A 19,717-nucleotide genomic window follows, 5' to 3' on the forward strand; every position below is an offset into this window, starting at 1 on the left:
CCCATGAAATTAAATGACTTTTTTCATGCTCCCCAACCCTTGGGGGCTTCTTGGGGGCAACGCCGTCGGCATTTGCTTGTTCAGCATGTTGACCTGATCCTGATTCATATCGCTAATCCACTTCGAATAAACCTGATACACCATACGCGCGTCCTCGTGTCCCATCTGACTAGCAATAAAAGAAGGGTTGGCACCGGCCATCAGCGTCCAGCATGCGAAAGTATGGCGCGTCTGATAGGCGTTTCTCTTACGGATACCGGAAAGTTTAGTACCGCGCTTCCAGCGTAGGAGATTGAGTTTTTCGAAAAATGGTTATTCTTTGATCCTGAGTTTTCGCCAGGTATGAAAACAAAGCGTAAATTCTGCCGCTCAGTCTTACCCAGTTCACGATGATGAAACACTATCTCCTGCTTCTGACCGCCGCCCATGATTTCATATTGCACCAGCAGGGCCTCATGGGCAGGCTTCAGCAATGTGATAGTTCTTATGCCTGCATCCGTTTTAGGCGGCACAAATAACCGCTTGTTCGTCAGGCTTCTCGATACGTGGATTTCACCCTTTTTCAGGTCAATATCTTCCCATGCGAGTGCACAAATTTCGCCAGGCCTTAATCCCGTATGTACCGCAACAATGATGATCAAAGCTTGTCTACGGGGAAGGGCGGCGATTAGGGCCTGGTACTCATGAAGTAAAAGCGGATCCGGATCTGGCTTAGACAGTTTGAGTCTCGATACCCCCTCATGAGGAGCATGTAATATAAACTGACTTCGCTGCGCGAGCTTCAGCATTTCTGATAAAACAGCTATCTGTTTATTGACCGTTGAGGGGGCGCGACCCTGCTTTGCCGTATTAGGTATTGCCGGGTTGATAACTGACCCTGTTAGCAGTTCTCTGCGGTAGTTCAAAATGTCAGCATGCTGGATATCATCGAGACGAGTATGTACTCCCACAACACGTTGCAACGTATTTACTGCTGAGGTAATTGATTGCAATGTTGCGGCAGATACTTCCAGGGCCTTGGTATCAAGGAAAAATTCGCTTAGCTCGCTGAACGTTACGATCCGTTTTGTTGTTGAGAATTTTTTCAGCGATTTGGATTCAGGGAATCGTTCAGCGTAACTGAAGTTCCCCAGTTGGATCTCACTCATGATGAGTGCGCGAAGATTACCCGTGGCGATTCAGACATTTACCTCAATGAATCGACAGTTCGTTATCACTGCGCAGCGCAAGGATGGGGAGACTGGATAGCAACTAACTGCAAACATCTTGGCCTTCTTGGCTTGCAAACATTAGAGTTCTGGGCCTCCAAGCGCGATTATATGTCATCCTGGGATGGTGAAGTTAAGGTGCTTGGGCTTAAAGTAATTGTGCCATCCAGCTGCCAAGGTTATTTTGTCTTGTCGAGCCTTGAGCTAAAACACAATGGTAACTTTTTGGCTACGAGTCCTGACGTGATTATTAAGGATGTGACAATAGATTTATCGAATGCTTCTGGGCTTGTAGATCTGCGTATTCTTGATTTAGGGTTATCTGCAGGAACTAACCTTGAGCAGTATATGATACTGCCAAATAGTCATTACATTGAAAATGTCAAAGTTGTCGGTACAAGGAGTTTTGGTGCCAGTCTGTCTGCAAGTGTTGTTTATAACCAAAGGAACTACTCAGGAATAACGGCCCCTCAACTTTCAACTATCGTAGGGAGAGGAAAATATAAGCTTACGGTGAAGGATGTGGACTTGGCTCGGCTTGGGAATGCTACGCAGGCATCCAACCCTACATATAACGTGCAATCGTTTAAGTTTACGACATATCGTGTTCTTCAAGATGTGACAATCAATAACAGTTACAACTGTGTCCCTTATATCTCTGGCTGGGATGATATGCTGGTCCGGGTTTCCAATCAGGATATGGCTATGGGTTATATCGACGGAGCTGTATCTCGTACAAGCCCCTCGTATAATCGAATCTTCTTCAGCAACTGCAGAATTTACGGAGTTGGGTGGGGGGCTAGCGGCGGGCAGAGAACTGGAATTTTTGACTTCACGAGTTGCGTTTTCGGATGGTTTTCAGCAATAACTGGCGTTACCGAAACATCAAACACAAGTATTGGTGCGCTATTTGGTTCTGCTGAAGGCAATAATACTTCTACAGGAAAGATGTCGGGGTGTGCCATTTTGGTTCCTACCAACTCTTATCAGCAGGTTGATGCGACTTTCAAAACAAGAGTGACAACAGGTTACACAAACCCGGGAGTTTATCAGTAAAAAAAGGGTGGGCCACGCCCACCCCGAACTCTAATTTACAGGGATGTTGATTTTATGAAGAACACCAGAAAGGTCATAGGTCCCTACCTCGATGTTTGCAATATCACCTTTGTTAATTGACTTAGCGGTCCAGCTATAATCTGTCAACTTAGTAGATCTCGGCCAGAAGTCCGTATAAACAGGGCGCGCCTCTCCTTTATAGGTAATTCTCATATACACCTTTGGCCCCTGTTTAAAGTTACCGGATGAAATGTCATTATTAGTTTTAAGCACAATTAGATCATTGCTTTTAGCTATGTAAATGCTTTCAAGTACCGTTCCCTTTTCTGGAATAATTGGTTTGTCAACCTTAACTTCTTTGGACTCAGGCAGAATTGAATAGTCAAACGTTGAGTTGGACTTTCTTATTCTTGAAACTCCGAAGTATTCTCCATAAGTATTTACCGAGTGGTACATATCAAACTTCTCACCCACCGACAGAAGCTTGGGGAAGTAGAAATCGGGGATCGAAAAGTCTTTTTTCCCCTTAAGCTTCATTTCCTCAATGACTTTCATACGTACGTCATTCTGCATGAATGCTGATTTATATGAGTTGTACATGAAGTAATAGGATGGGGAGAAGTATGCGAAAAGTACTGCGGCAATACCGGCAAAAAATAGCTTAATAGAAGTTCCGTGGTAAGCCTGATTTATTGCAAAAGACATAGAGATAAGCATCAGAACCAGAGTTCCGTTGCCTGAACGTGGAGGATAACCCGGAGCCGCAGCCATCATTGCAACAGAGAGAAGGGATGCTGACAGGAACGCCGCTGAGCAAATGATTCTTGATTTCAGTACATCTTTAACTTTTGCATTCAAACATCCCGCAAGCAGTGACACACTGATCATAAGCAATGGCAGCCAAAGCATGCCTATCATCTCTGGCGCCCGGCTATAGAAGTGTTCAACAAGCCTATCCACCATAGGTTTGTCATACCAGTATGCAAAATACTTAGCTCGAGCAGCGTTGCCAGGCGATAGTACTAATATAGCATAACCAATTAGCGCACTGAATGAGTACAATGCAAATGAATAGTTAAGCTCTTTTTTAAGGAAATATCTTATTACAAAGAAAAGAGCAGGAGCAGCGACGGCCACAAAACCTGTATTTTCGTTAGAGCATCCCGCAGCTAAAGCAAGGAGCAATGAAACAATTGATAAACTATTATCTTGCTTAAAGTAAGACTTAAATATGGAAAGCAAGAAGAAGCATAGTATGACGTTAGTCCATAAGTAGTTTGCAGACCCAACCAGCCAGAAGGTTGTTTGTCCTATGTTAGTATTGGATATCCAATATGTAAGGAAAACAATTATTGATACAACAATGAATCCTGAGCAAGACTGGTTCTTTGTTGTGGTATAACCTATTCTGGTTAAGGAATAGGTTAATAAAACTGGAGCCAGTGAGTTTATTGCTGCCCTAATGTAATGATTATCAATGAAGAGTATGAACCCGCTAATGTAGTCCGCTATTACCCGCCCACTCCATGTAAAATAGTGGTTGATATGCGAGTCTAATCCAATGCCCTTCAAAGCATAAGCATAATCATCAGAATGAATTGGTGTATGCAATGCTATGCCAAGCGTTAAGGCATACATTAGAAAATATGCAAGAGAAATTTTAATCTTATCGACGTTCATTTTTTATTCCTTTGATTATATATCTTGGTCTTGATTTTACTTCGACATATATCCTGCCAATGTATTCTCCAAGCACACCAATACCTATCAACTGAATTCCACCTAGGAATAGAATAGAAACTAAAAGAGATGGATAACCACGTACAGCGTTACCGAACACCAACGTGTCGAAAATCATCCATGCGCCGTAAAGGAACGCCACCCCAGCAACGAACAGGCCGACATATGTCCACATGCGTAGAGGGAAAGTTGAGAAGCTGGTGATTCCTTCAAGCGCCAGGTTCCACAACTTCCAGCCGTTGAATTTAGTGCTGCCAGCCACACGCTCGGCTCGGGCATACTCTACAACATCAGTGCGGCCACCAACCCAGCTCAGAACGCCTTTCATGAAAAGATTCCGTTCAGGCAAAAGCTTGATATTTTCCACAACATCACGTGACATTAAGCGGAAATCGCCGACGTTCTCCTCGATTTTAGGATTGCTGATTTTATTATGAAGTTTGTAGAACCACTCGGCAGTTTTGCGTTTCATCCTTCCATCAGTAGAGCGGTCATGTCGCTTAGCCAGAACCATATCGGCGCCAGCCTGCCACTTCTCAATCAGGCGAGGAATAACCTCGATAGGGTCCTGCAAATCAACATCGATCGGGATAATCGCCTCGCCGGTTGCATGATCAAGTCCAGCGAAAAGCGCCGGCTCTTTGCCGAAATTACGAGTAAATGAGAGGGTCTTTACGAGTGGGTCGGATATAGCAAGCGCGTTAATTATTGACTCTGTCGCGTCTTTGCTGCCGTCATTAATGAAAACAATCTCAATATCGTGCTGCTTTAATCCCTCGAACTCCCGCACCGTTTTATAGAAAATCGGTATCGCGTCCTCTTCATTAAAGACGGGAACTACCAAAGAAATTTTCATTTCGCATCCCTAAAGACAATGAACTTTGAATAAATGAAACCGCAGACCAGGCTGATCCCGGAGAACACGACCAGCGTAGCTATAGGAGGGAATGCAAACTTATCTGCAATCCATCCCACTATTGCGCTTAACGTTCCCATAAATCCGACATAAAGCATGTATCGGCCAGCGGTTGTATGGGAATCAAATGTAAATCTTGCGTTTGCAAAAAAGCTGAAACTTACCGCAATAACGAATCCGGCAAAGTTTGCCAGGGCCTGGTTTGTTCCCAGCATGTAGATGCAACAGGCAAACACGACCCAGTGGATCAGTGTGTTGAGAATGCCGACCGATGTGTACTTGGCGAATAACTTTAACATTATAGAAATCAGTGAATTCTGAGAGGTGGAGAAGTTTAGCAAACATCCCGTACTTGATCGACAGCCATAACAAACGATACTGTATATATATACAGTAATCATGGAGGAAAGGTTATGGCACAAAAATACGAAATACCAGGCGCGTTCAAGGCAGCCATCAAGAGAGAGCCTAACGGGCGCCAGACAGTTTCCACGCAGGACTTTGTTACCCAGCTCGCTAAGGTTAACTGGAACTGGTCTCTGCATGAGGCTAACCAGTGGATCGAGCATTACGTCACCACCTTCAAGGACATCTCCCCCACTGAGGGTGAGAACCGCCTGTTCATGCTCTACAACCCGAACGGAGGGCTGTGACATGGGCTTTCCTTCACCGTCAATGGATTTTATTGAGCAGCGCTTGTCGCCAACGAGTATTTGCACAACGCCAGACAGCCGCATTATTGAGACGGCAGAAGGTTATACAGTCATTGAGCCAGTAACTAGGCTGAACGCAGGCCAGGTGCTATTAATCCTTTGTGATGGCCACACTCAGCTTGCGAAACTGCAGGGGAAGTCGCTGATTAATGGTGACGGTGAAGCGATCGAGGGGGAGGCACTTTCAGAAATTGAAGTTATGGGGCGCGTGACGTTTTTTATTAACCGTGCGACAGAAGATAATCGACCGGTTTGATGGATTTTTTCCTTTCCATATATGTGGTCATAGACAATCTTACGTAGCGAGTTTTTAAGCATCGCTCTCTGAAGTGACTCGGCCCCCAAGATTCAGAGGCCATCTTTTGAAGTTGAAACTGATAAGTTCTAAGGAGGGTTCGACTAAGCAGCAAGATGAATCGAATTCTGCATGGCCGTTTTTACAGCAGGGAGGTAGCTGAGGTGCAGGACACCCATTTTGGGGTTGGTTGTTGGTTTTTGGCCTGGCTGAACTGGCGCCAAGTCGAACCAGTCTGAATCATACGGAATGGTGACAACCGTGTTCATGTCAAACTTGGTGTCAAACGCAAGACCGCTGTCAGAAAAATTTGCATCTGCTTTCTTCAGCACAAATTCGGACTTGTAAATTTTGTCCGTTTTTTGGCTGGTACCGTACACAACCTTCACAGTATGGTGTTCAGGCGATACCGCGATTACTAGTGCGGGGCGGGGTTTTGGGCCAGGGTTACCAATATTTGCCGTGGTAGGGAAGTGGCACCAAACAATATCGCCTGGGGTCGGTAGCGGATTGTGTTTATAAGATGCAGACATATTTTCTCCTTAGATTAGAGTAGTGTCATAGTAAAACTCTCCTCCGGTACGTCGCGCGCTGGTGATACTTCGCGGATGGTCTGGATTTGAGCAGGGGTTAGCGCAGCGTCATCTCGCTCATAGTGCGGCAGATAAGCATCAGCCAGATTTCTAAGAGCCAAATGTGTAACTTCTGTTTTGCTCAAGCCGGTTTTTTGCATTAAAGCATCAAGCGTGTCATTGCTAACTCCTGTCGGCGTGTCCTGAGACCGCAACCTAAAGAGAAAACTTGCTTGTTTCTCGGCGTGGACATTCATAGCGTTTTCCTCGGTTATTTTCTGTGTATTAAATATTCCTCATGGTTAGTTAGGTCATCGAAGTCTTATACGATGGGTTAGTACCAGGCGATCGACAGTGATTTTTTTAGACATAATTTTCCGAATAAGTTATTGAATAATAAAATTTTATAGGATTTTTAATTTGCTACAGTTCAAATCAAATCAAGGTCGTTTCTAAGCGACAACTGAAAGATATCAAATCTATATCATTTGGTCAATGCGGTTGATATAGATTTGATATCACTAGTGAGATGGCGTGTGCTTAAAGCTGTTAAACGGTGGTAGCTTTTGGGGGCAATTTTGGGGGCAAAACTTAGCTGGGGGCAGTTATTGGGGCGATGAAATGTACAATATTGTCCGTTATTGTCCGACTACGAAGGTTTGTAACCTTTTGATTTTTATATAATTGTATGTTTTAAAAGTTGTTTAAAAACATGCCGTGTAATTTAACGCTGATTATGTTGGGAAAGGGATAAACATTTAATAAACCGGGGGAGGGAACCCTCTTTCCGGACGGAAAGAGGGGGAATGCGATTACTTCAGTTCATCAACCATGGTAATGGCGCGGCCGATGTAATTCGCCGGGGTCATTGCTTTCAGACGGGTCTTCTCTTCTTCCGGCACGTCCAGGCTATCGATAAACTGTTTCATGCCTTCTGCGTCAACGCGCTTACCGCGGGTCAGCTCTTTCAGCTTCTCATACGGTTTTTCGATGCCATAGCGACGCATCACGGTCTGAATCGGCTCGGCCAGGACTTCCCAGTTGTGATCCAGTTCGTCCAGCAGACGGTCGCGGTTCACTTCCAGCTTGCTCACGCCCTTCAGGGTGGACTGATAAGCAATCAGCGCATAGCCAATACCCACGCCCAGGTTACGCAGGACGGTGGAGTCCGTCAGGTCGCGCTGCCAGCGGGAAACCGGCAGTTTGCTCGCCATGTGTTGCAGCACGGCATTCGCCAGGCCGAGGTTGCCTTCGGAGTTTTCGAAGTCAATCGGGTTCACTTTGTGCGGCATGGTGGAGGAGCCGATTTCGCCGGCGATGGTTTTCTGCTTGAAGTGGTTCAGCGCAATGTAACCCCAGACGTCACGATCAAAGTCGATCAGGATGGTGTTGAAACGCGCGATGCAGTCAAACAGCTCAGCAATATAGTCGTGCGGCTCGATCTGGGTGGTGTACGGGTTCCACTGAATGCCCAGTGAGGTCACGAACTCTTCGCTGAACTGGTGCCAGTCCACTTCCGGGTAGGCAGCGATGTGGGCATTGTAGTTACCGACAGCGCCGTTGATTTTACCGAGAATTTCAACCTGTTCCAGCTGACGGAACTGGCGCTCCATACGGTAGGCCACGTTCGCCATCTCTTTACCCATGGTAGATGGGGTAGCTGGCTGACCGTGGGTACGGGAAAGCAGCGGGATATCGCGATACTCGACCGACAGCGCTTTCACCGCGTCAATAATTTTACGCCAGTACGGCAGCACCACGTCCTGACGCGCAGTTGAGAGCATCAGGGCATGAGAAAGGTTATTGATATCTTCAGACGTACAGGCGAAGTGAATGAATTCGGAGACAGCATTGAGGGCCGGGATGCTGGCCACTTTCTCTTTCAGGAAATATTCAACCGCCTTCACATCGTGGTTAGTCGTGCGTTCAATGGTTTTGATGCGTGCAGCATCTTCTTCATTGAATTGAGCAACGATTTGATCGAGGTAATCGTTTGCCTGGGCGTCAAAAGCAGGAACTTCCTTGATGGCTGCCTGTGCGGCCAGCTTTTGCAGCCAGCGAACTTCAACCTGTACGCGGAACTTCAGCAGACCATATTCGCTGAAAATGTCGCGCAGCGCGCTGACTTTATCGCCGTAGCGTCCATCGACAGGGGAAACGGCGGTCAGTGAGGATAATTCCATAATTCGTAACTCCGGGAGGTTAACAATGAGCAAGAATCTGTTTTGCCTGAGTGCTCAGGCGATGACGAGAAAACATTAACTGCAGGCGGCCACCGCCGACCTGGTGCCACAGCACGGCGGCGCGGATGCCCGCCAGCAGCGAGGCGCGAACTTTGGCCTGCACCTGTGGACTTTGTAGCACTGCCGGGGATCCCGTGACCTGAATGCGTGGCCCCAGTGGGCTGATCACATCCACGTAGATACCCGCCATGGCGCTCAGTAAGGTTTCGGATTGCAGATCGAAATGATCGAGCTGACGCTGCAGCCCGGCAATGCGGTTGCCGAGGGTGTCCATCGCGCCTTTGGCTGCGTTGAGCTTACGCTCCAGCACCATCATGCTTAAGGTATAGCGGGTCAGTTCGGCATTCAGCCCCTGACGATTGTTAGCGTTCAGGACCCCTAACAGGGTTTCAAGGCCGAGGCGAAGATTCGCTTCACTGCCGCCGAAGACACCAAGCGTTGAACTGGGGTTCAGATCAACGATGCTGTTCAGCGACACGTGCAGGGCATCAGCGTCGCAATGACCCTGATGCGCCAACTGTTGCACCAGACGGGCAGACTGGCAAATTCCCGCCAGTGCCAGGGTGATGTCATAATAGTTCTTCGCCACACTTACTCCTTTCTGTGTGTTAACGCATTAGTCGGTTATCAGCGGCAGACGCTGTTCGATGATACCACCGCCCAGACAGATTTCGCCGCTGTAGAAGACCGCGGACTGCCCTGGGGTAACGGCGGAGACGGGCTCGTCGAAGCGCACCTCAATGCGTTCGTCGTCAATCGCGGTGAGGGTGCAAGGAATATCGGTCTGGCGATAGCGGGTTTTCACCGTGCAACGCAGCGTGCCTTTTACCGGCTCGCGATCGACCCAGTGCAGCTGTTGGGCAATCAGCCCCACCGACATCAGACGCGGATGATCGTGCCCCTGCGCCACAATCAGAATATTGTTCTCAACATCTTTATCGACCACGTACCACGGATCTTCGCTGCCTTCTTTGGTACCACCAATCCCCAGCCCTTTGCGCTGGCCGAGGGTGTGGTACATCAGCCCCTGATGCTGTCCAATTTCTTCACCATCAACGGTGACGATTTTGCCCGGCTGGGCTGGCAAGTAGCGGCCAAGGAATTCGCGGAATTTACGCTCGCCGATAAAACAGATACCGGTTGAGTCTTTTTTCTTGGCGGTGATCAGATCGAGCTCTTCGGCAATCTTACGCACTTCGGGTTTTTCCAGCTCGCCCACCGGGAACAGGCTCTGGGCAATCTGCTCATGACCGAGGGTATAGAGGAAATAGCTCTGATCTTTATTGCCGTCGAGGCCTCGCAGCAGCTGGCTTTTGCCGTTGACATCGGCACGACGCACATAGTGGCCGGTGGCAATGTAATCGGCGCCCAGGTCTTCAGCGGCGAACTCAAGGAAGGCTTTAAATTTGATCTCTTTGTTGCAGAGAATGTCCGGGTTAGGGGTACGGCCGGCTTTATACTCTTCCAGGAAATGTTCGAAGACATTGTCCCAGTACTCTGCAGCAAAATTGACGGTATGCAGTTCAATGCCGAGCTTATCGCACACGGCCTGCGCATCGGCCAGATCGGCCGCCGCGGTACAGTATTCCTCGCCGTCGTCTTCCTCCCAGTTCTTCATGAACAGGCCTTCCACCTTATAACCCTGTTGCAGTAACAGCCAGGCGGAAACGGAGGAGTCGACACCGCCGGACATGCCGACGATCACTTTTTTTGGGCTTTCTGACATTGGAATACTCACGACATTGAACTTCAAGGCGGCGTATTCTATCACGCGCCCCCGGCAATGGCACCCTCTGTAAACGGCCAGTTAAATTCACCGATGGTCTCTAATGGCAGGCGATGGCCAGAGAGATAGCAGCGGATGCTCTCGGCAACCAGCGGTGAACGCAGGTTGGTGGCGCTCAGAATCTCGTCGGCCGTCACCCACAGGCAGCGGTCGATATCATCATCGTGCGGCTCGGTGGCGCACATTTCGTTAAGCTCGATAACAAACAGAAAACGCAGGAACGGGGTCTTATCCGGCGCAATCCAGTGATGAAGACGAATAAACTGCTGCGGTTCAGCGTGAATACCGGTCTCTTCCCACAATTCCCGGCGGGCGGCCTGTACCAGGGTCTCATCGGCTTCAAGATGACCGGCGGGTTGGTTCCACAGCGCTTTGCCGTTGATAGTCTCTTCCACCACCAGAAATTTGCCCTGGGCGTGAACCACTGTGGCCACGGTAACGTGCGGTTTAAACATTCTCTTCTCCTTTTTCTGTCCCGTCGCGCCATTCACCATTGGCCAGATTATCCAGTGAGTAATCGCCCATGGCGTAGCGGATTAAGCGTAACGTCGGGAAGCCGACATGCGCGGTCATGCGACGAACTTGGCGATTGCGCCCCTCATAAAGGGTAATTTTGAGCCAGGATGTGGGGATCGATTTGCGCTCGCGTACGGGCGGCGTGCGCGGCCACAGCCACTCCGGCTCACCCACCCGCTCAATACCGGCGGGCAGGGTAGGGCCATCGTTAAGGGTCACCCCGGTACGCAGAGCGGCAAGCGCCTCTTCGGTAGGTTCACCTTCTACCTGTACGTAATAGATCTTTCCGGTGCGCTTACCGGGCTGCGTCAGCCGCGCCTGCAATGCGCCGTCATTCGTTAACACCAGCAGACCTTCACTGTCGCGATCCAGACGGCCTGCGGCGTAGACGCCTGCAACCGGGATAAAGTCTTTCAACGTGCTGCGGCCAGCTTCATCGGTAAACTGCGGCAAAACATCGTAGGGTTTATTGAATAAAATCACCCGTTTGGGCTGGTTTGTTTTCGGTTTTCTGGTGGCTTGTCGTGAGCTGAATCGCTCAACCCGGTGATTTCTAAAAGAAGTTTTCTTCATGGTATTTTCAGGCTTTATCAATTGCCGCATTATAGCCTAATAACGAAGACCTTTCATGGCGCCAGACATTCAGGTACTATCGGGAGGCTCATTACAAATTATTAACATAAGATCAGTAACAACCAGAAGCGCTCGAAGGAGAGGTTAATGGAAAGCAAAGTAGTTGTTCCGGCGGAAGGTAAAAAGATCACCCTGCAAGACGGTAAGCTGAACGTCCCTCATAACCCGATTATCCCGTTCATCGAAGGCGATGGTATCGGTGTAGACGTCACCCCGGCAATGCTGAAAGTGGTGGATGCCGCTGTTGAGAAAGCCTACAAAGGCGAGCGTAAAATTTCCTGGATGGAAATTTACACCGGTGAAAAATCTACCCACGTTTACGGCCAGGACGTCTGGCTGCCAGCTGAAACCCTCGATCTAATCCGCGACTACCGTGTTGCCATCAAAGGCCCACTGACTACCCCAGTCGGCGGCGGCATCCGTTCTCTGAACGTTGCGCTGCGTCAGGAGCTGGATCTGTATGTTTGCCTGCGTCCGGTACGTTATTACCAGGGCACCCCAAGCCCGGTTAAACACCCGGAGCTGACCGATATGGTTATCTTCCGTGAAAACTCTGAAGATATCTATGCGGGTATCGAGTGGAAAGCGGACTCCGCTGACGCCGAAAAAGTGATTAAATTCCTGCGCGACGAGATGGGCGTGAAGAAAATTCGCTTCCCGGAACATTGCGGTATCGGCATCAAGCCGTGCTCCGAAGAGGGGACTAAGCGTCTGGTACGTGCGGCGATCGAATATGCGATCACTAACGACCGTGACTCTGTGACCCTGGTTCACAAAGGTAACATCATGAAGTTCACCGAAGGCGCGTTCAAAGACTGGGGTTACCAGCTGGCGACCGACGAGTTCGGCGGTCAACTGATTGACGGCGGCCCATGGCAGAAGATTAAGAACCCGAACACCGGCAAAGAGATCATCATTAAAGATGTGATCGCCGATGCGTTCCTGCAGCAAATCCTGCTGCGTCCAGCGGAATACGACGTTATCGCCTGTATGAACCTGAACGGTGACTACATCTCCGACGCCCTGGCGGCGCAGGTTGGCGGCATCGGTATCGCCCCGGGCGCGAACATTGGTGACGAGTGCGCCCTGTTCGAAGCGACCCACGGTACTGCACCGAAGTATGCAGGCCAGGATAAGGTGAACCCAGGTTCAATCATCCTGTCGGCAGAGATGATGCTCCGTCATATGGAGTGGTTCGAAGCCGCTGACCTTATCGTTAAAGGTATGGAAGGCGCGATCAACAACAAGACCGTGACCTATGACTTCGAACGTCTGATGGAAGGCGCTAAACTGCTGAAATGTTCAGAGTTTGGTGACGCGATCATCGAAAACATGTAATCCAGTCACTGGGTTATACAAGAACGGGAGCCGAAGGGCTCCCGTTTTTTTATGCTTGATAAACTTTTCCCTTATACCGGGTGGCTCGAGGTTGCCACGCATAGTGTGATAACGGCTGAGTTATATATCAAGGCGAGTGGTATTGAGGGCTGTAATAGTATTTGCTGCTGCGCTTATGATTATCCAAATTATTATTCGGAATAATCGGAAAGGAGATTTTGCATTAATAAATGGCGCGTCAAAACGGCCTCTTTAAGCCTTATGCTCTCTGCGTTACAAGGGGGAAGAAGAGTGTAAACAGCCCGGTAAACACCGGGCCTGCTCAGTTAAAACCAGTTGAATTTGGCGGACAGCAGACATAACAGCGTGCCTGCTGAAACAAGATTTATAAAAATGATGAATCGACTAGATACGTTCATATTATCAATTTATGTATGGGATATTGAACCAGTGCGAATAATCGTAATAGCAAATGCTAAAACGATCAATGCGGATATAGATAAAAAAAAGCCCACACGAGGTGGGCAAGAAATACTGGAAGCAATGTGAGCAATGTCGTACTGAATACCTGAGTGTTTCGCTCAACTATTCAGTATTGAGAAAGATAATCTTTCTCATTGGAACATGCAACCCCTTCTTTTGTGCGGATTGCCTCTTTTTCAGATGGCGTTAAATCGTGCACGTGATGCTTATCACAATTTGCAAATCTGAATCCTGTGCTATCCTTTGTGTGTACTTGATTTAACGACAAAAACCATACAGAGAGGAACGATATGGGAATTTTATCCTGGATTATCTTTGGGCTTATCGCGGGTATTCTGGCGAAGTGGATCATGCCGGGCAAAGACGGCGGCGGCTTCATTGTCACCATCATCCTGGGGATTATTGGTGCCGTGGTCGGCGGTTGGATCAGTACACTTTTCGGGTTCGGCAAAGTGGATGGGTTTAACTTCGGTAGCTTCGTAGTAGCGGTGATCGGTGCGCTGGTCGTGCTGTTTGTTTACCGTAAAATCAAGAGCTAACAGATAAAAAGACCGCCTTCTGGCGGTCTTTTTATTGTCATCACCACCAGCCCAGTTGGCTTCCGGCTACGGCAACAACGGCGACAATCAGCATAATAATGGTCGTTTTTCTCATTTATCCTCCCGGTGCCGCGTAACCGCCGACAAAAAACCACGTTAAAAATACTACCGCCGTTATAAAGATAACGACCGGAAACAAAATACCGATCCGCATGTTTTTACCCATCCTGATAATCAAAGCCCGTTGAGTGTACGGGGTTAATCCACATTGAGGAAAGCGGTTTTACGTCGGGATTTTTTATCCACGTACATCGCCGCATCGGCCGAGCGCAGGGCGCTGTCGGCATCGGTCGAAAGCGGATCCACTTCGATTACCCCAAGGCTGGCCCCTGGATAGACAATATGCACATTCCCTAGCCAATACTCTCCGGCTATACGCGCATTGATTTGCGTCTTCAATAGTGAGAGCGATTGCTCTTCCTGCGTTCCCTCATTCCGGGACAGGCAAGCAACCATAAACTCGTCTCCGCCCAGTCTGCCGACGATATCATCATCACGACGGCCGTCGTTAAGCCGCTTGCCCACTTCAACCAGGAACTTGTCACCCGCTTCATGACCAAAGCGGTCATTAATCAGTTTGAAATCGTCCAGATCGATATAAGCGATAATGGCGTTCCGCTTTACGTGTCGCGCCAGGGAGAAAAGGGTAGAGAGGTCTTCAAAAATCGCACGCCGATTCGGCAGGCCCGTCAGCGCATCGGTATAGGAGTAGGCAATCAACGCCGCGTTGGCTTCCCGCAGTTGAGTGACCAGCGACTCTTTTTCAATGGACTGGGCAATCAGCCCGGCAAACAACTTCAGCACATGTTCGGCGCGCTCGCTCAATCTCTTTTTATGCGTGCTGGTCGCGCACAGGGTGCCGTAGAGAGACCCATCCGCAAGATGAATGGGGATGCTCATATAGGTGGTGATCCCCAGCGCTCTGGCTGCATCGCAATCGGGAAACTGTTCGCCAACGCGATCGCTAAAAAAGGTACTGGAGTCGATCGCGCGCTTACACAGGGTATCGCCCCAGGGAACGCTCAACCCTTCCGGGATCTGCATCTGCTGGCTATTACGGGCATAAAGAATATGCTGCAAACGGGCGCTGATATCGATTTTAGTGAGATAGGTAGACTCGATCTCGGTAACAATCTCGAGCATTTCAAGAAGCTGGCGCACCAGACTCTCAAGAGATTGTTCGGTGGCAAGCGTTTCAGAAACACGGGCAAGAATAAGATCCGACATGCGATGCTCGACTCCCATACAGAGACCTCTGTATCTGTATGTTTTGCTGAAAAAATGGGCTTCGGCGCATAGTAAAACATGAATGTGAATAATTTGATATATCCAGGAATCGTCCGTTATGTTTCGGCGAGAGAATAAAAAAAGCCCCGGTAGTTAACCGGGGCAAAATAGATCTTGATTACGGAATGATGTTCTCTGGTCAAGGTGAGAACGGGGCCACTATAACCCCCAAAGATGCAGTATTAATGAAGAAATCATGGAGAAAGTGATTGCGATAATAGGCGGGATTAAGAATAATCTTAGCCCTCAGAATTCAACCTGCAATGAGTGAAGCATGTTTCAGTTAAAGCCGGGCAACCTGGCGTTAGTCATTGGCGCCCGTACGACTGCCGGCCGTCGCAATATTGGTAAATCCGTTGAGCTGTTTGGTCTTTGCCAGCCTGGACAGCGTTTTTTGAACCCGGTGAATGGCGTAATAACCGAAATGCCAGATACCGCCGAACGCGCGCTCTGGCTGGTGACCGGCGATGTCTTTGCCTGTGATAATCAGCACGGTTTTGCCTTTGTGCGCCCGGAACATCTGTTGCCGCTCAATCCGGAACAACTACCTGAAATCTTGCTCACAGCACTGCACGACTAAATTACAGACGGCGGAGCCATGCGGCCAACACCTGGGCGTGGTTCTGCTCGAGATCTTTCGCACCATAGAGCAGCGTGACCCTTTGTTTATCTGCTAGCCTGGCGATGCGTTTTCCTTCCTCGACGTTTTCTTCCATCTCTTGCTGATACGCCTTACTGAAGCTGGCAAAGTCGATGGTTTCGCTATGGAAGGCTTTGCGCAGCTCGCCTGAAGGCGCCAGGACCTTGCACCATTCATCGCAGGCCAGGTCCGTTTTCTTCACTCCCCGTGGCCAGAGGCGGTCAACCAGAATGCGATAACCATCCTCTTTACTGGCGTCGTCATAGAGACGTTTGCACTGAATCATGATCCTTATCTCCTTATTTTGCCACCTAATTTAAGGTGTTGTGATAATTGCAAAAGATCGGTAGTCTGAGATTCCTTATGTTATCCGGAATTTTTCTGGCATAAGGAATACCTGATGGAACACACTCCGCAAAAAGATACCCTCCGCATTGCCCTGGTCGGGGATTATAACCCTGACGTTCTGGCGCACCAGGCGATACCGCTCGCCATTGATGATGCCGCCGCCGTACTGGATATTACCGCTGATTACGACTGGATAGCGACCACCGAGCTTAGTAGTCCCGAAGATCTGGTCGGTTATGACGCACTCTGGCTGGTTCCGGCAAGTCCTTATAAAAACGTGCAAGCGGCGTTCATTGCCGCCCGCTATGCCCGCGAAAACAGCCTGCCGTTCCTCGGTACCTGTGGCGGCTTCCAGCATGCGCTGATTGAATATGCGCGTAACGTGCTGGGCTGGCATGACGCTGCCCATGCTGAAACGGACAGCGACGGGCGCATGGTGATCGCACCGCTCACCTGTTCTCTGGTGGAGGTCACGAACACCATCGAGTTGCGCGCCAATACCCTGATTGCGAAAGCGTATGGTCGGGAAGAGATTGTCGAGGGGTATCACTGCAACTACGGTGTGTCTGAAGCCTTTGCGGCAGAGCTGGAAAAGGGCGACCTGCGGGTGACCGGCTGGGATGAACAGGGTGATATTCGCGCCGTTGAGTTAGTGACGCATCCGTTTTTTGTCGCCACGCTGTTCCAGCATGAGCGTGCGGCGCTGGATGGGCGTCCTGCGCCGCTGGTGCAGGCACTGCTGCGTGCGGCGCAGGGCTAAAGACCTGTTAACGCGGCGCGATCTCCCGGTCGCGCCCGGCCAGTATGCCGCAACCGGCCATCACGATTGAGGCCAGCGCACAGGCAAGCAGCGGGATATGCCAGTCGCCGCTGGTATCATGAATTTTCCCCATCAGCGGTGGGCCGCAGGCGGCCAGCAAATAGCCCACCGACTGCGCCATCCCCGAAAGCGCCGCAGCCTGATGCGCGGAACTGGCACGCAGGCCAATAAAGGTCAGGCCGAGAATCATCGTCGCCCCTGAACCGAAGCCGAATATCAGCGTCCAGACCACCGCCTGCGAGGGCATAAACCAAAAGCCGGCGGCACTGACCGCACACATTAACGCTACCACTCCGGCCAGCGCGCGCTGATCTTTCAGACGGTGAAGGATCAGCGGAACGGCCAGCCCCGGGGCGGCAGTGGCCAGCTGCAGCAGGCCGTGCATGGAGCCGGCTTCGGTTTCGCTGTAGCCGTGACTTTGTAAAATAGCGGGTAACCAGCCGATAATGACGTAATAGATCAGCGAGTTAATGCCGAGGAACAGCGTGACTTGCCAGGCCAACGGTGAGCGCCAGATCCCCCGGTTATGCAGCGCCCGTGCACCACTGAGCTGGCTGGCCGGTTGCTGTCGCCATTGTGGGAGCCACAGCAGCAACGCCAGCAGCGGGAAGACCATCAGCATCAATAAGGCGCCGTGCCAGCCCGCACCGCCCAATGCCACCGGCACCACCAGCGCTGAGCCCAGCGCAGCCGCCGCGCCCATGGTCAGAGAGTAGGCCCCGGTTAACTTCGCCACCTGGCCTGGAAAATCACGTTTAATCAGTCCTGGCAGTAAAACATTGCCCAGTGCAATGCCGCAGCCGATCACGGCGGTGCCGATAAACAGCAGCGATGCCGCGGGCAGGGAACGCAGCGCAATACCGCTGATAATCAGCAGTAACGCTACAAACAGGCTGCGCTCCATCCCAATGCACCGGGCAAGGCCTGCCGCTAACGGCGATATCAGCGCAAAAGCCAGCAACGGCAGGGTGGTCAGTAATCCAGTCTGAGCGGTACTCAGGGCGTAGTCGAGACGAATCGCATCCAGTAGCGGTGCGGCGCCGGTAAAAGTCACTCGCAGCGTGGTGGCGATTAACAAAATCCCGGCAATCAGCAGGGCGCGCTGTTTCCCGGTGGCAGAGAGTGCAGTGGTCATTGTTTTCCCTGGTCTGAAATGAAGGCCACACGATATCCGTTTTCGTTGATGATGGAATCAAGCTAAAATGACAGATTATCGCTAAATTCGGACAAGATGATGTCTGGTCTCGGTTTAAATGGTTATGACCCGGATAGCCAGCACGCTGCGGCAGTGGCTTTCCATATTCGCGTGGTGGAAGAGGAGCAGCACATTCCGCTGCATCAGCACCGCAAGGGACAGTTGATCCTGGCGCTACGCGGCGCCATCACCACCGAGGTGGAAAACGCCATGCTGATGGTGCCGCCCCAGTATGCGGTGTGGATCCCGGGGCAGCTTCCCCACAGTAATAAAGCCACCCCCGGCGCGCGGCTCTGCTTCTTATTTATTGAACCCGGCGCTATCGCGCTACCCGATCGCTGCTGCACATTAAAAATCTCGCCGCTGGTACGAGAGGTGATCCTCGCAATGGCAGAGCGTCAAAACATCGCCTGCCAGCGGCTGGTGGAGGTGCTGGGCGATGAACTGCCGAGCCAGCCGCAGGAACAGTTACAGTTGCCGGTATCACCACATCCTAAAATCCGTCAGATGAGTGAAATGATGATCGCCCAGCCCGCCGCGTGGCAAACCCTGCATCAGTGGGCGCGTCATTTTGCGATGAGTGAGCGTAACCTGGCGCGGCTGGTGGTTAACGAAACCGGGCTGAGTTTTCGCCGCTGGCGCCATCAGCTACAACTGATTGTCGCGCTGCAGGCATTAATATCCGGGCAGACGGTGCAGCAGGTCGCGCAAATGCTGGGCTACGACTCTACCACCGCCTTTATTACCATGTTCAAGAAGGGGCTTGGGCAGACCCCTGCGCGCTACATTGCCAGCCTGGCTACGTCTTACCGATAAACAGCGAGACCAGACCGGCGGCGATAAGCGGGCCAACGGGAACGCCGCGAAACAGCGCGACCCCCAGCACGGTACCCACCAGCAGGCCGGCAACCAGCGTCGGCTGAGAGCTCATTAAGGTTACGCCCCGTCCGCCCAGCCATGAGACAAAGACGCCCACGGCAATGGCGATCAATGATTTCCAGTTCATAAAGGCGTGGATAAGCGTTGAGGCAGGTAGCGTACCGCTGGCGATGGGCGCCATCACCCCAATGGTGAGAATAATGATGCCGATGGTCAGGCCCTGTTTTTCAATCCAGGGGAAAAAGCCGCTGAGTGGCGTAACGCGCACAATAATTAACACCAGAATGGAGATGGCAACCGTGGTGTTATGGCTGACAAAGCCCAGTGCAGCCAGCCCGAGCAGGATAAGCAGGGTAGGGTCAAACATGAAGAGATCCTTGCCAAAAATAGTAAGCCTGCTTACTTTACCCGCAACCGGGTGAGTAAACAGGCTTTTCTAAAAAATTCCAC

At 50.5% G+C, this 19,717-nt stretch carries 27 protein-coding genes; 8 read left to right on the top strand and 19 right to left on the bottom strand.

The features are described 5' to 3' along the window. Window positions 1–9 precede the first annotated feature (9 nt). Both WFN75_RS04410 and WFN75_RS04415 read right to left on the bottom strand, forming a co-directional pair. The gene (locus WFN75_RS04410; protein ID WP_336996222.1) at window positions 10–255 is read right to left on the bottom strand and encodes a tyrosine-type recombinase/integrase; all 246 of its coding nucleotides are present in this window, start codon (window positions 253–255) and stop codon (window positions 10–12) included. Beyond that, window positions 201–1,148: a site-specific integrase gene (locus WFN75_RS04415; protein WP_263616299.1), complete on the bottom strand. Its 948-nt coding sequence runs from the start codon at window positions 1,146–1,148 to the stop codon at window positions 201–203. Before WFN75_RS04415 ends, WFN75_RS04410 begins: the two co-directional genes overlap by 55 nt. Between WFN75_RS04415 and WFN75_RS04420 the strand changes: the two genes are divergently transcribed. Beyond that, the gene (locus WFN75_RS04420) at window positions 1,134–2,264 is read left to right on the top strand and encodes a hypothetical protein (RefSeq protein WP_263616298.1); all 1,131 of its coding nucleotides are present in this window, start codon (window positions 1,134–1,136) and stop codon (window positions 2,262–2,264) included. The genes WFN75_RS04415 and WFN75_RS04420 overlap by 15 nt on opposite strands. 30 nt (window positions 2,265–2,294) lie before the next feature. On the opposite strand, the gene WFN75_RS04425 is transcribed toward WFN75_RS04420, so the two are convergent. Genes WFN75_RS04425 through WFN75_RS04435 form a run of 3 tightly spaced genes read right to left on the bottom strand, consistent with a single transcriptional unit; the run spans window position 2,295 to window position 5,219 of the window. Next, a complete protein-coding gene (locus WFN75_RS04425; protein ID WP_263616297.1) occupies window positions 2,295–3,944 on the bottom strand; it encodes a DUF6056 family protein in 1,650 nt (549 codons plus the stop codon). Next, a complete protein-coding gene (locus WFN75_RS04430) occupies window positions 3,931–4,860 on the bottom strand; it encodes a glycosyltransferase family 2 protein (RefSeq protein WP_263616296.1) in 930 nt (309 codons plus the stop codon). The genes WFN75_RS04425 and WFN75_RS04430 overlap by 14 nt, the downstream gene beginning before the upstream one ends. Then, the gene (locus WFN75_RS04435; RefSeq protein WP_263616295.1) at window positions 4,857–5,219 is read right to left on the bottom strand and encodes a GtrA family protein; all 363 of its coding nucleotides are present in this window, start codon (window positions 5,217–5,219) and stop codon (window positions 4,857–4,859) included. Before WFN75_RS04435 ends, WFN75_RS04430 begins: the two co-directional genes overlap by 4 nt. Window positions 5,220–5,333: 114 nt before the next feature. On the opposite strand from WFN75_RS04435, the gene WFN75_RS04440 reads away from it, so the two are divergent. Then, entirely contained in the window at window positions 5,334–5,573 is a 240-nt protein-coding gene (locus WFN75_RS04440) for a DNA polymerase V (RefSeq protein WP_263616294.1), read from the top strand. 1 nt (window position 5,574) lies between these two features. Next, window positions 5,575–5,889, top strand: a complete 315-nt coding sequence (locus tag WFN75_RS04445) for a hypothetical protein (protein ID WP_263616293.1) — start codon at window positions 5,575–5,577, stop codon at window positions 5,887–5,889. A gap of 143 nt (window positions 5,890–6,032) precedes the next feature. Here the strand turns inward: WFN75_RS04445 and WFN75_RS04450 are convergent, their stop codons facing one another. The 7 genes from WFN75_RS04450 to rluE form a co-directional block, all read right to left on the bottom strand. Further along, on the bottom strand, window positions 6,033–6,461 hold the full coding sequence (locus WFN75_RS04450) for a type II toxin-antitoxin system PemK/MazF family toxin (protein ID WP_263616292.1): 429 nt from the start codon (window positions 6,459–6,461) through the stop codon (window positions 6,033–6,035). Between the two features lie 14 nt (window positions 6,462–6,475). After that, on the bottom strand, window positions 6,476–6,757 hold the full coding sequence (locus WFN75_RS04455; RefSeq protein ID WP_263616291.1) for a hypothetical protein: 282 nt from the start codon (window positions 6,755–6,757) through the stop codon (window positions 6,476–6,478). Window positions 6,758–7,312: 555 nt separating this feature from the next. After that, entirely contained in the window at window positions 7,313–8,683 is a 1,371-nt protein-coding gene (gene purB, locus WFN75_RS04460; RefSeq protein ID WP_212477851.1) for an adenylosuccinate lyase, read from the bottom strand. A 19-nt stretch (window positions 8,684–8,702) separates the two neighbouring features. Continuing rightward, window positions 8,703–9,332: a high frequency lysogenization protein HflD gene (hflD, locus tag WFN75_RS04465; RefSeq protein WP_040076078.1), complete on the bottom strand. Its 630-nt coding sequence runs from the start codon at window positions 9,330–9,332 to the stop codon at window positions 8,703–8,705. Window positions 9,333–9,359: 27 nt separating this feature from the next. Then, window positions 9,360–10,469, bottom strand: a complete 1,110-nt coding sequence (gene mnmA, locus WFN75_RS04470) for a tRNA 2-thiouridine(34) synthase MnmA (protein WP_046885871.1) — start codon at window positions 10,467–10,469, stop codon at window positions 9,360–9,362. Between the two features lie 41 nt (window positions 10,470–10,510). Further along, window positions 10,511–10,984 (bottom strand): NUDIX hydrolase, encoded by a 474-nt coding sequence (locus WFN75_RS04475; protein WP_212477853.1) that lies wholly within the window; start codon window positions 10,982–10,984, stop codon window positions 10,511–10,513. After that, window positions 10,977–11,648 (bottom strand): 23S rRNA pseudouridine(2457) synthase RluE, encoded by a 672-nt coding sequence (rluE, locus tag WFN75_RS04480; protein WP_336995661.1) that lies wholly within the window; start codon window positions 11,646–11,648, stop codon window positions 10,977–10,979. Before rluE ends, WFN75_RS04475 begins: the two co-directional genes overlap by 8 nt. A gap of 117 nt (window positions 11,649–11,765) precedes the next feature. Here rluE and icd point away from each other — a divergent pair, with 117 nt between their 5' ends. Continuing rightward, on the top strand, window positions 11,766–13,016 hold the full coding sequence (icd, locus tag WFN75_RS04485; protein ID WP_212477855.1) for an NADP-dependent isocitrate dehydrogenase: 1,251 nt from the start codon (window positions 11,766–11,768) through the stop codon (window positions 13,014–13,016). Window positions 13,017–13,342: 326 nt separating this feature from the next. On the opposite strand, the gene yncL is transcribed toward icd, so the two are convergent. Beyond that, on the bottom strand, window positions 13,343–13,435 hold the full coding sequence (yncL, locus tag WFN75_RS04490; RefSeq protein ID WP_336995662.1) for a stress response membrane protein YncL: 93 nt from the start codon (window positions 13,433–13,435) through the stop codon (window positions 13,343–13,345). A gap of 354 nt (window positions 13,436–13,789) precedes the next feature. On the opposite strand from yncL, the gene WFN75_RS04495 reads away from it, so the two are divergent. After that, a complete protein-coding gene (locus tag WFN75_RS04495) occupies window positions 13,790–14,038 on the top strand; it encodes a GlsB/YeaQ/YmgE family stress response membrane protein (RefSeq protein ID WP_040076073.1) in 249 nt (82 codons plus the stop codon). A gap of 40 nt (window positions 14,039–14,078) precedes the next feature. On the opposite strand, the gene yoaJ is transcribed toward WFN75_RS04495, so the two are convergent. From yoaJ to WFN75_RS04505, 3 genes are read right to left on the bottom strand one after another with little or no spacing between them, the layout of a single operon-like run. Continuing rightward, entirely contained in the window at window positions 14,079–14,153 is a 75-nt protein-coding gene (gene yoaJ / locus WFN75_RS22625) for a protein YoaJ (protein ID WP_072039564.1), read from the bottom strand. Further along, a complete protein-coding gene (locus WFN75_RS04500; protein WP_154298865.1) occupies window positions 14,154–14,252 on the bottom strand; it encodes a YoaK family small membrane protein in 99 nt (32 codons plus the stop codon). A gap of 44 nt (window positions 14,253–14,296) precedes the next feature. Continuing rightward, entirely contained in the window at window positions 14,297–15,325 is a 1,029-nt protein-coding gene (locus WFN75_RS04505; protein ID WP_336995663.1) for a sensor domain-containing diguanylate cyclase, read from the bottom strand. 334 nt (window positions 15,326–15,659) lie between these two features. Here WFN75_RS04505 and WFN75_RS04510 point away from each other — a divergent pair, with 334 nt between their 5' ends. Beyond that, on the top strand, window positions 15,660–15,965 hold the full coding sequence (locus WFN75_RS04510) for a hypothetical protein (protein WP_212477857.1): 306 nt from the start codon (window positions 15,660–15,662) through the stop codon (window positions 15,963–15,965). Window position 15,966: 1 nt separating this feature from the next. Here the strand turns inward: WFN75_RS04510 and WFN75_RS04515 are convergent, their stop codons facing one another. Next, window positions 15,967–16,311 carry a DUF488 domain-containing protein gene (locus WFN75_RS04515; protein WP_336995664.1) on the bottom strand — a complete coding sequence of 115 codons (345 nt, stop codon included), beginning with the start codon at window positions 16,309–16,311 and terminating at the stop codon, window positions 15,967–15,969. Between the two features lie 114 nt (window positions 16,312–16,425). Between WFN75_RS04515 and WFN75_RS04520 the strand changes: the two genes are divergently transcribed. Then, a complete protein-coding gene (locus WFN75_RS04520) occupies window positions 16,426–17,133 on the top strand; it encodes a CTP synthase C-terminal region-related (seleno)protein (protein WP_046885876.1) in 708 nt (235 codons plus the stop codon). 7 nt (window positions 17,134–17,140) lie between these two features. On the opposite strand, the gene WFN75_RS04525 is transcribed toward WFN75_RS04520, so the two are convergent. Then, the gene (locus WFN75_RS04525) at window positions 17,141–18,328 is read right to left on the bottom strand and encodes a CynX/NimT family MFS transporter (protein ID WP_336995665.1); all 1,188 of its coding nucleotides are present in this window, start codon (window positions 18,326–18,328) and stop codon (window positions 17,141–17,143) included. Window positions 18,329–18,427: 99 nt separating this feature from the next. On the opposite strand from WFN75_RS04525, the gene WFN75_RS04530 reads away from it, so the two are divergent. Then, on the top strand, window positions 18,428–19,204 hold the full coding sequence (locus WFN75_RS04530) for an AraC family transcriptional regulator (RefSeq protein WP_046885878.1): 777 nt from the start codon (window positions 18,428–18,430) through the stop codon (window positions 19,202–19,204). Here WFN75_RS04530 and WFN75_RS04535 read toward each other — a convergent pair. Next, window positions 19,188–19,634: a DUF441 domain-containing protein gene (locus WFN75_RS04535; protein ID WP_040076064.1), complete on the bottom strand. Its 447-nt coding sequence runs from the start codon at window positions 19,632–19,634 to the stop codon at window positions 19,188–19,190. The genes WFN75_RS04530 and WFN75_RS04535 overlap by 17 nt on opposite strands. Window positions 19,635–19,717 lie beyond the last annotated feature (83 nt).

The organism is Leclercia sp. UBA7405 (genome assembly GCF_037152215.1).
Classification (GTDB): Bacteria; Pseudomonadota; Gammaproteobacteria; order Enterobacterales; family Enterobacteriaceae; genus Enterobacter; species Enterobacter pneumoniae.

What these genes read in the sequence shown, in the direction of transcription:
- yncL (WP_336995662.1), bottom strand. Translation starts at nt 13,435, where the DNA reads ATGAACGTATCTAGTCGATTCATCATTTTTATAAATCTTGTTTCAGCA.
- WFN75_RS04535 (WP_040076064.1), bottom strand. Translation starts at nt 19,634, where the DNA reads ATGTTTGACCCTACCCTGCTTATCCTGCTCGGGCTGGCTGCACTGGGC.
- WFN75_RS04500 (WP_154298865.1), bottom strand. Translation starts at nt 14,252, where the DNA reads ATGCGGATCGGTATTTTGTTTCCGGTCGTTATCTTTATAACGGCGGTA.
- WFN75_RS04525 (WP_336995665.1), bottom strand. Translation starts at nt 18,328, where the DNA reads ATGACCACTGCACTCTCTGCCACCGGGAAACAGCGCGCCCTGCTGATT.
- WFN75_RS04455 (WP_263616291.1), bottom strand. Translation starts at nt 6,757, where the DNA reads ATGAATGTCCACGCCGAGAAACAAGCAAGTTTTCTCTTTAGGTTGCGG.
- WFN75_RS04450 (WP_263616292.1), bottom strand. Translation starts at nt 6,461, where the DNA reads ATGTCTGCATCTTATAAACACAATCCGCTACCGACCCCAGGCGATATT.
- WFN75_RS04505 (WP_336995663.1), bottom strand. Translation starts at nt 15,325, where the DNA reads ATGTCGGATCTTATTCTTGCCCGTGTTTCTGAAACGCTTGCCACCGAA.
- WFN75_RS04425 (WP_263616297.1), bottom strand. Translation starts at nt 3,944, where the DNA reads ATGAACGTCGATAAGATTAAAATTTCTCTTGCATATTTTCTAATGTAT.
- WFN75_RS04495 (WP_040076073.1), top strand. Translation starts at nt 13,790, where the DNA reads ATGGGAATTTTATCCTGGATTATCTTTGGGCTTATCGCGGGTATTCTG.
- WFN75_RS04445 (WP_263616293.1), top strand. Translation starts at nt 5,575, where the DNA reads ATGGGCTTTCCTTCACCGTCAATGGATTTTATTGAGCAGCGCTTGTCG.
- WFN75_RS04520 (WP_046885876.1), top strand. Translation starts at nt 16,426, where the DNA reads ATGGAACACACTCCGCAAAAAGATACCCTCCGCATTGCCCTGGTCGGG.
- WFN75_RS04515 (WP_336995664.1), bottom strand. Translation starts at nt 16,311, where the DNA reads ATGATTCAGTGCAAACGTCTCTATGACGACGCCAGTAAAGAGGATGGT.
- icd (WP_212477855.1), top strand. Translation starts at nt 11,766, where the DNA reads ATGGAAAGCAAAGTAGTTGTTCCGGCGGAAGGTAAAAAGATCACCCTG.
- WFN75_RS04430 (WP_263616296.1), bottom strand. Translation starts at nt 4,860, where the DNA reads ATGAAAATTTCTTTGGTAGTTCCCGTCTTTAATGAAGAGGACGCGATA.
- WFN75_RS04440 (WP_263616294.1), top strand. Translation starts at nt 5,334, where the DNA reads ATGGCACAAAAATACGAAATACCAGGCGCGTTCAAGGCAGCCATCAAG.
- mnmA (WP_046885871.1), bottom strand. Translation starts at nt 10,469, where the DNA reads ATGTCAGAAAGCCCAAAAAAAGTGATCGTCGGCATGTCCGGCGGTGTC.
- WFN75_RS04530 (WP_046885878.1), top strand. Translation starts at nt 18,428, where the DNA reads ATGTCTGGTCTCGGTTTAAATGGTTATGACCCGGATAGCCAGCACGCT.
- rluE (WP_336995661.1), bottom strand. Translation starts at nt 11,648, where the DNA reads ATGCGGCAATTGATAAAGCCTGAAAATACCATGAAGAAAACTTCTTTT.
- WFN75_RS04510 (WP_212477857.1), top strand. Translation starts at nt 15,660, where the DNA reads ATGTTTCAGTTAAAGCCGGGCAACCTGGCGTTAGTCATTGGCGCCCGT.
- WFN75_RS04435 (WP_263616295.1), bottom strand. Translation starts at nt 5,219, where the DNA reads ATGTTAAAGTTATTCGCCAAGTACACATCGGTCGGCATTCTCAACACA.
- WFN75_RS04415 (WP_263616299.1), bottom strand. Translation starts at nt 1,148, where the DNA reads ATGAGTGAGATCCAACTGGGGAACTTCAGTTACGCTGAACGATTCCCT.
- WFN75_RS04475 (WP_212477853.1), bottom strand. Translation starts at nt 10,984, where the DNA reads ATGTTTAAACCGCACGTTACCGTGGCCACAGTGGTTCACGCCCAGGGC.
- purB (WP_212477851.1), bottom strand. Translation starts at nt 8,683, where the DNA reads ATGGAATTATCCTCACTGACCGCCGTTTCCCCTGTCGATGGACGCTAC.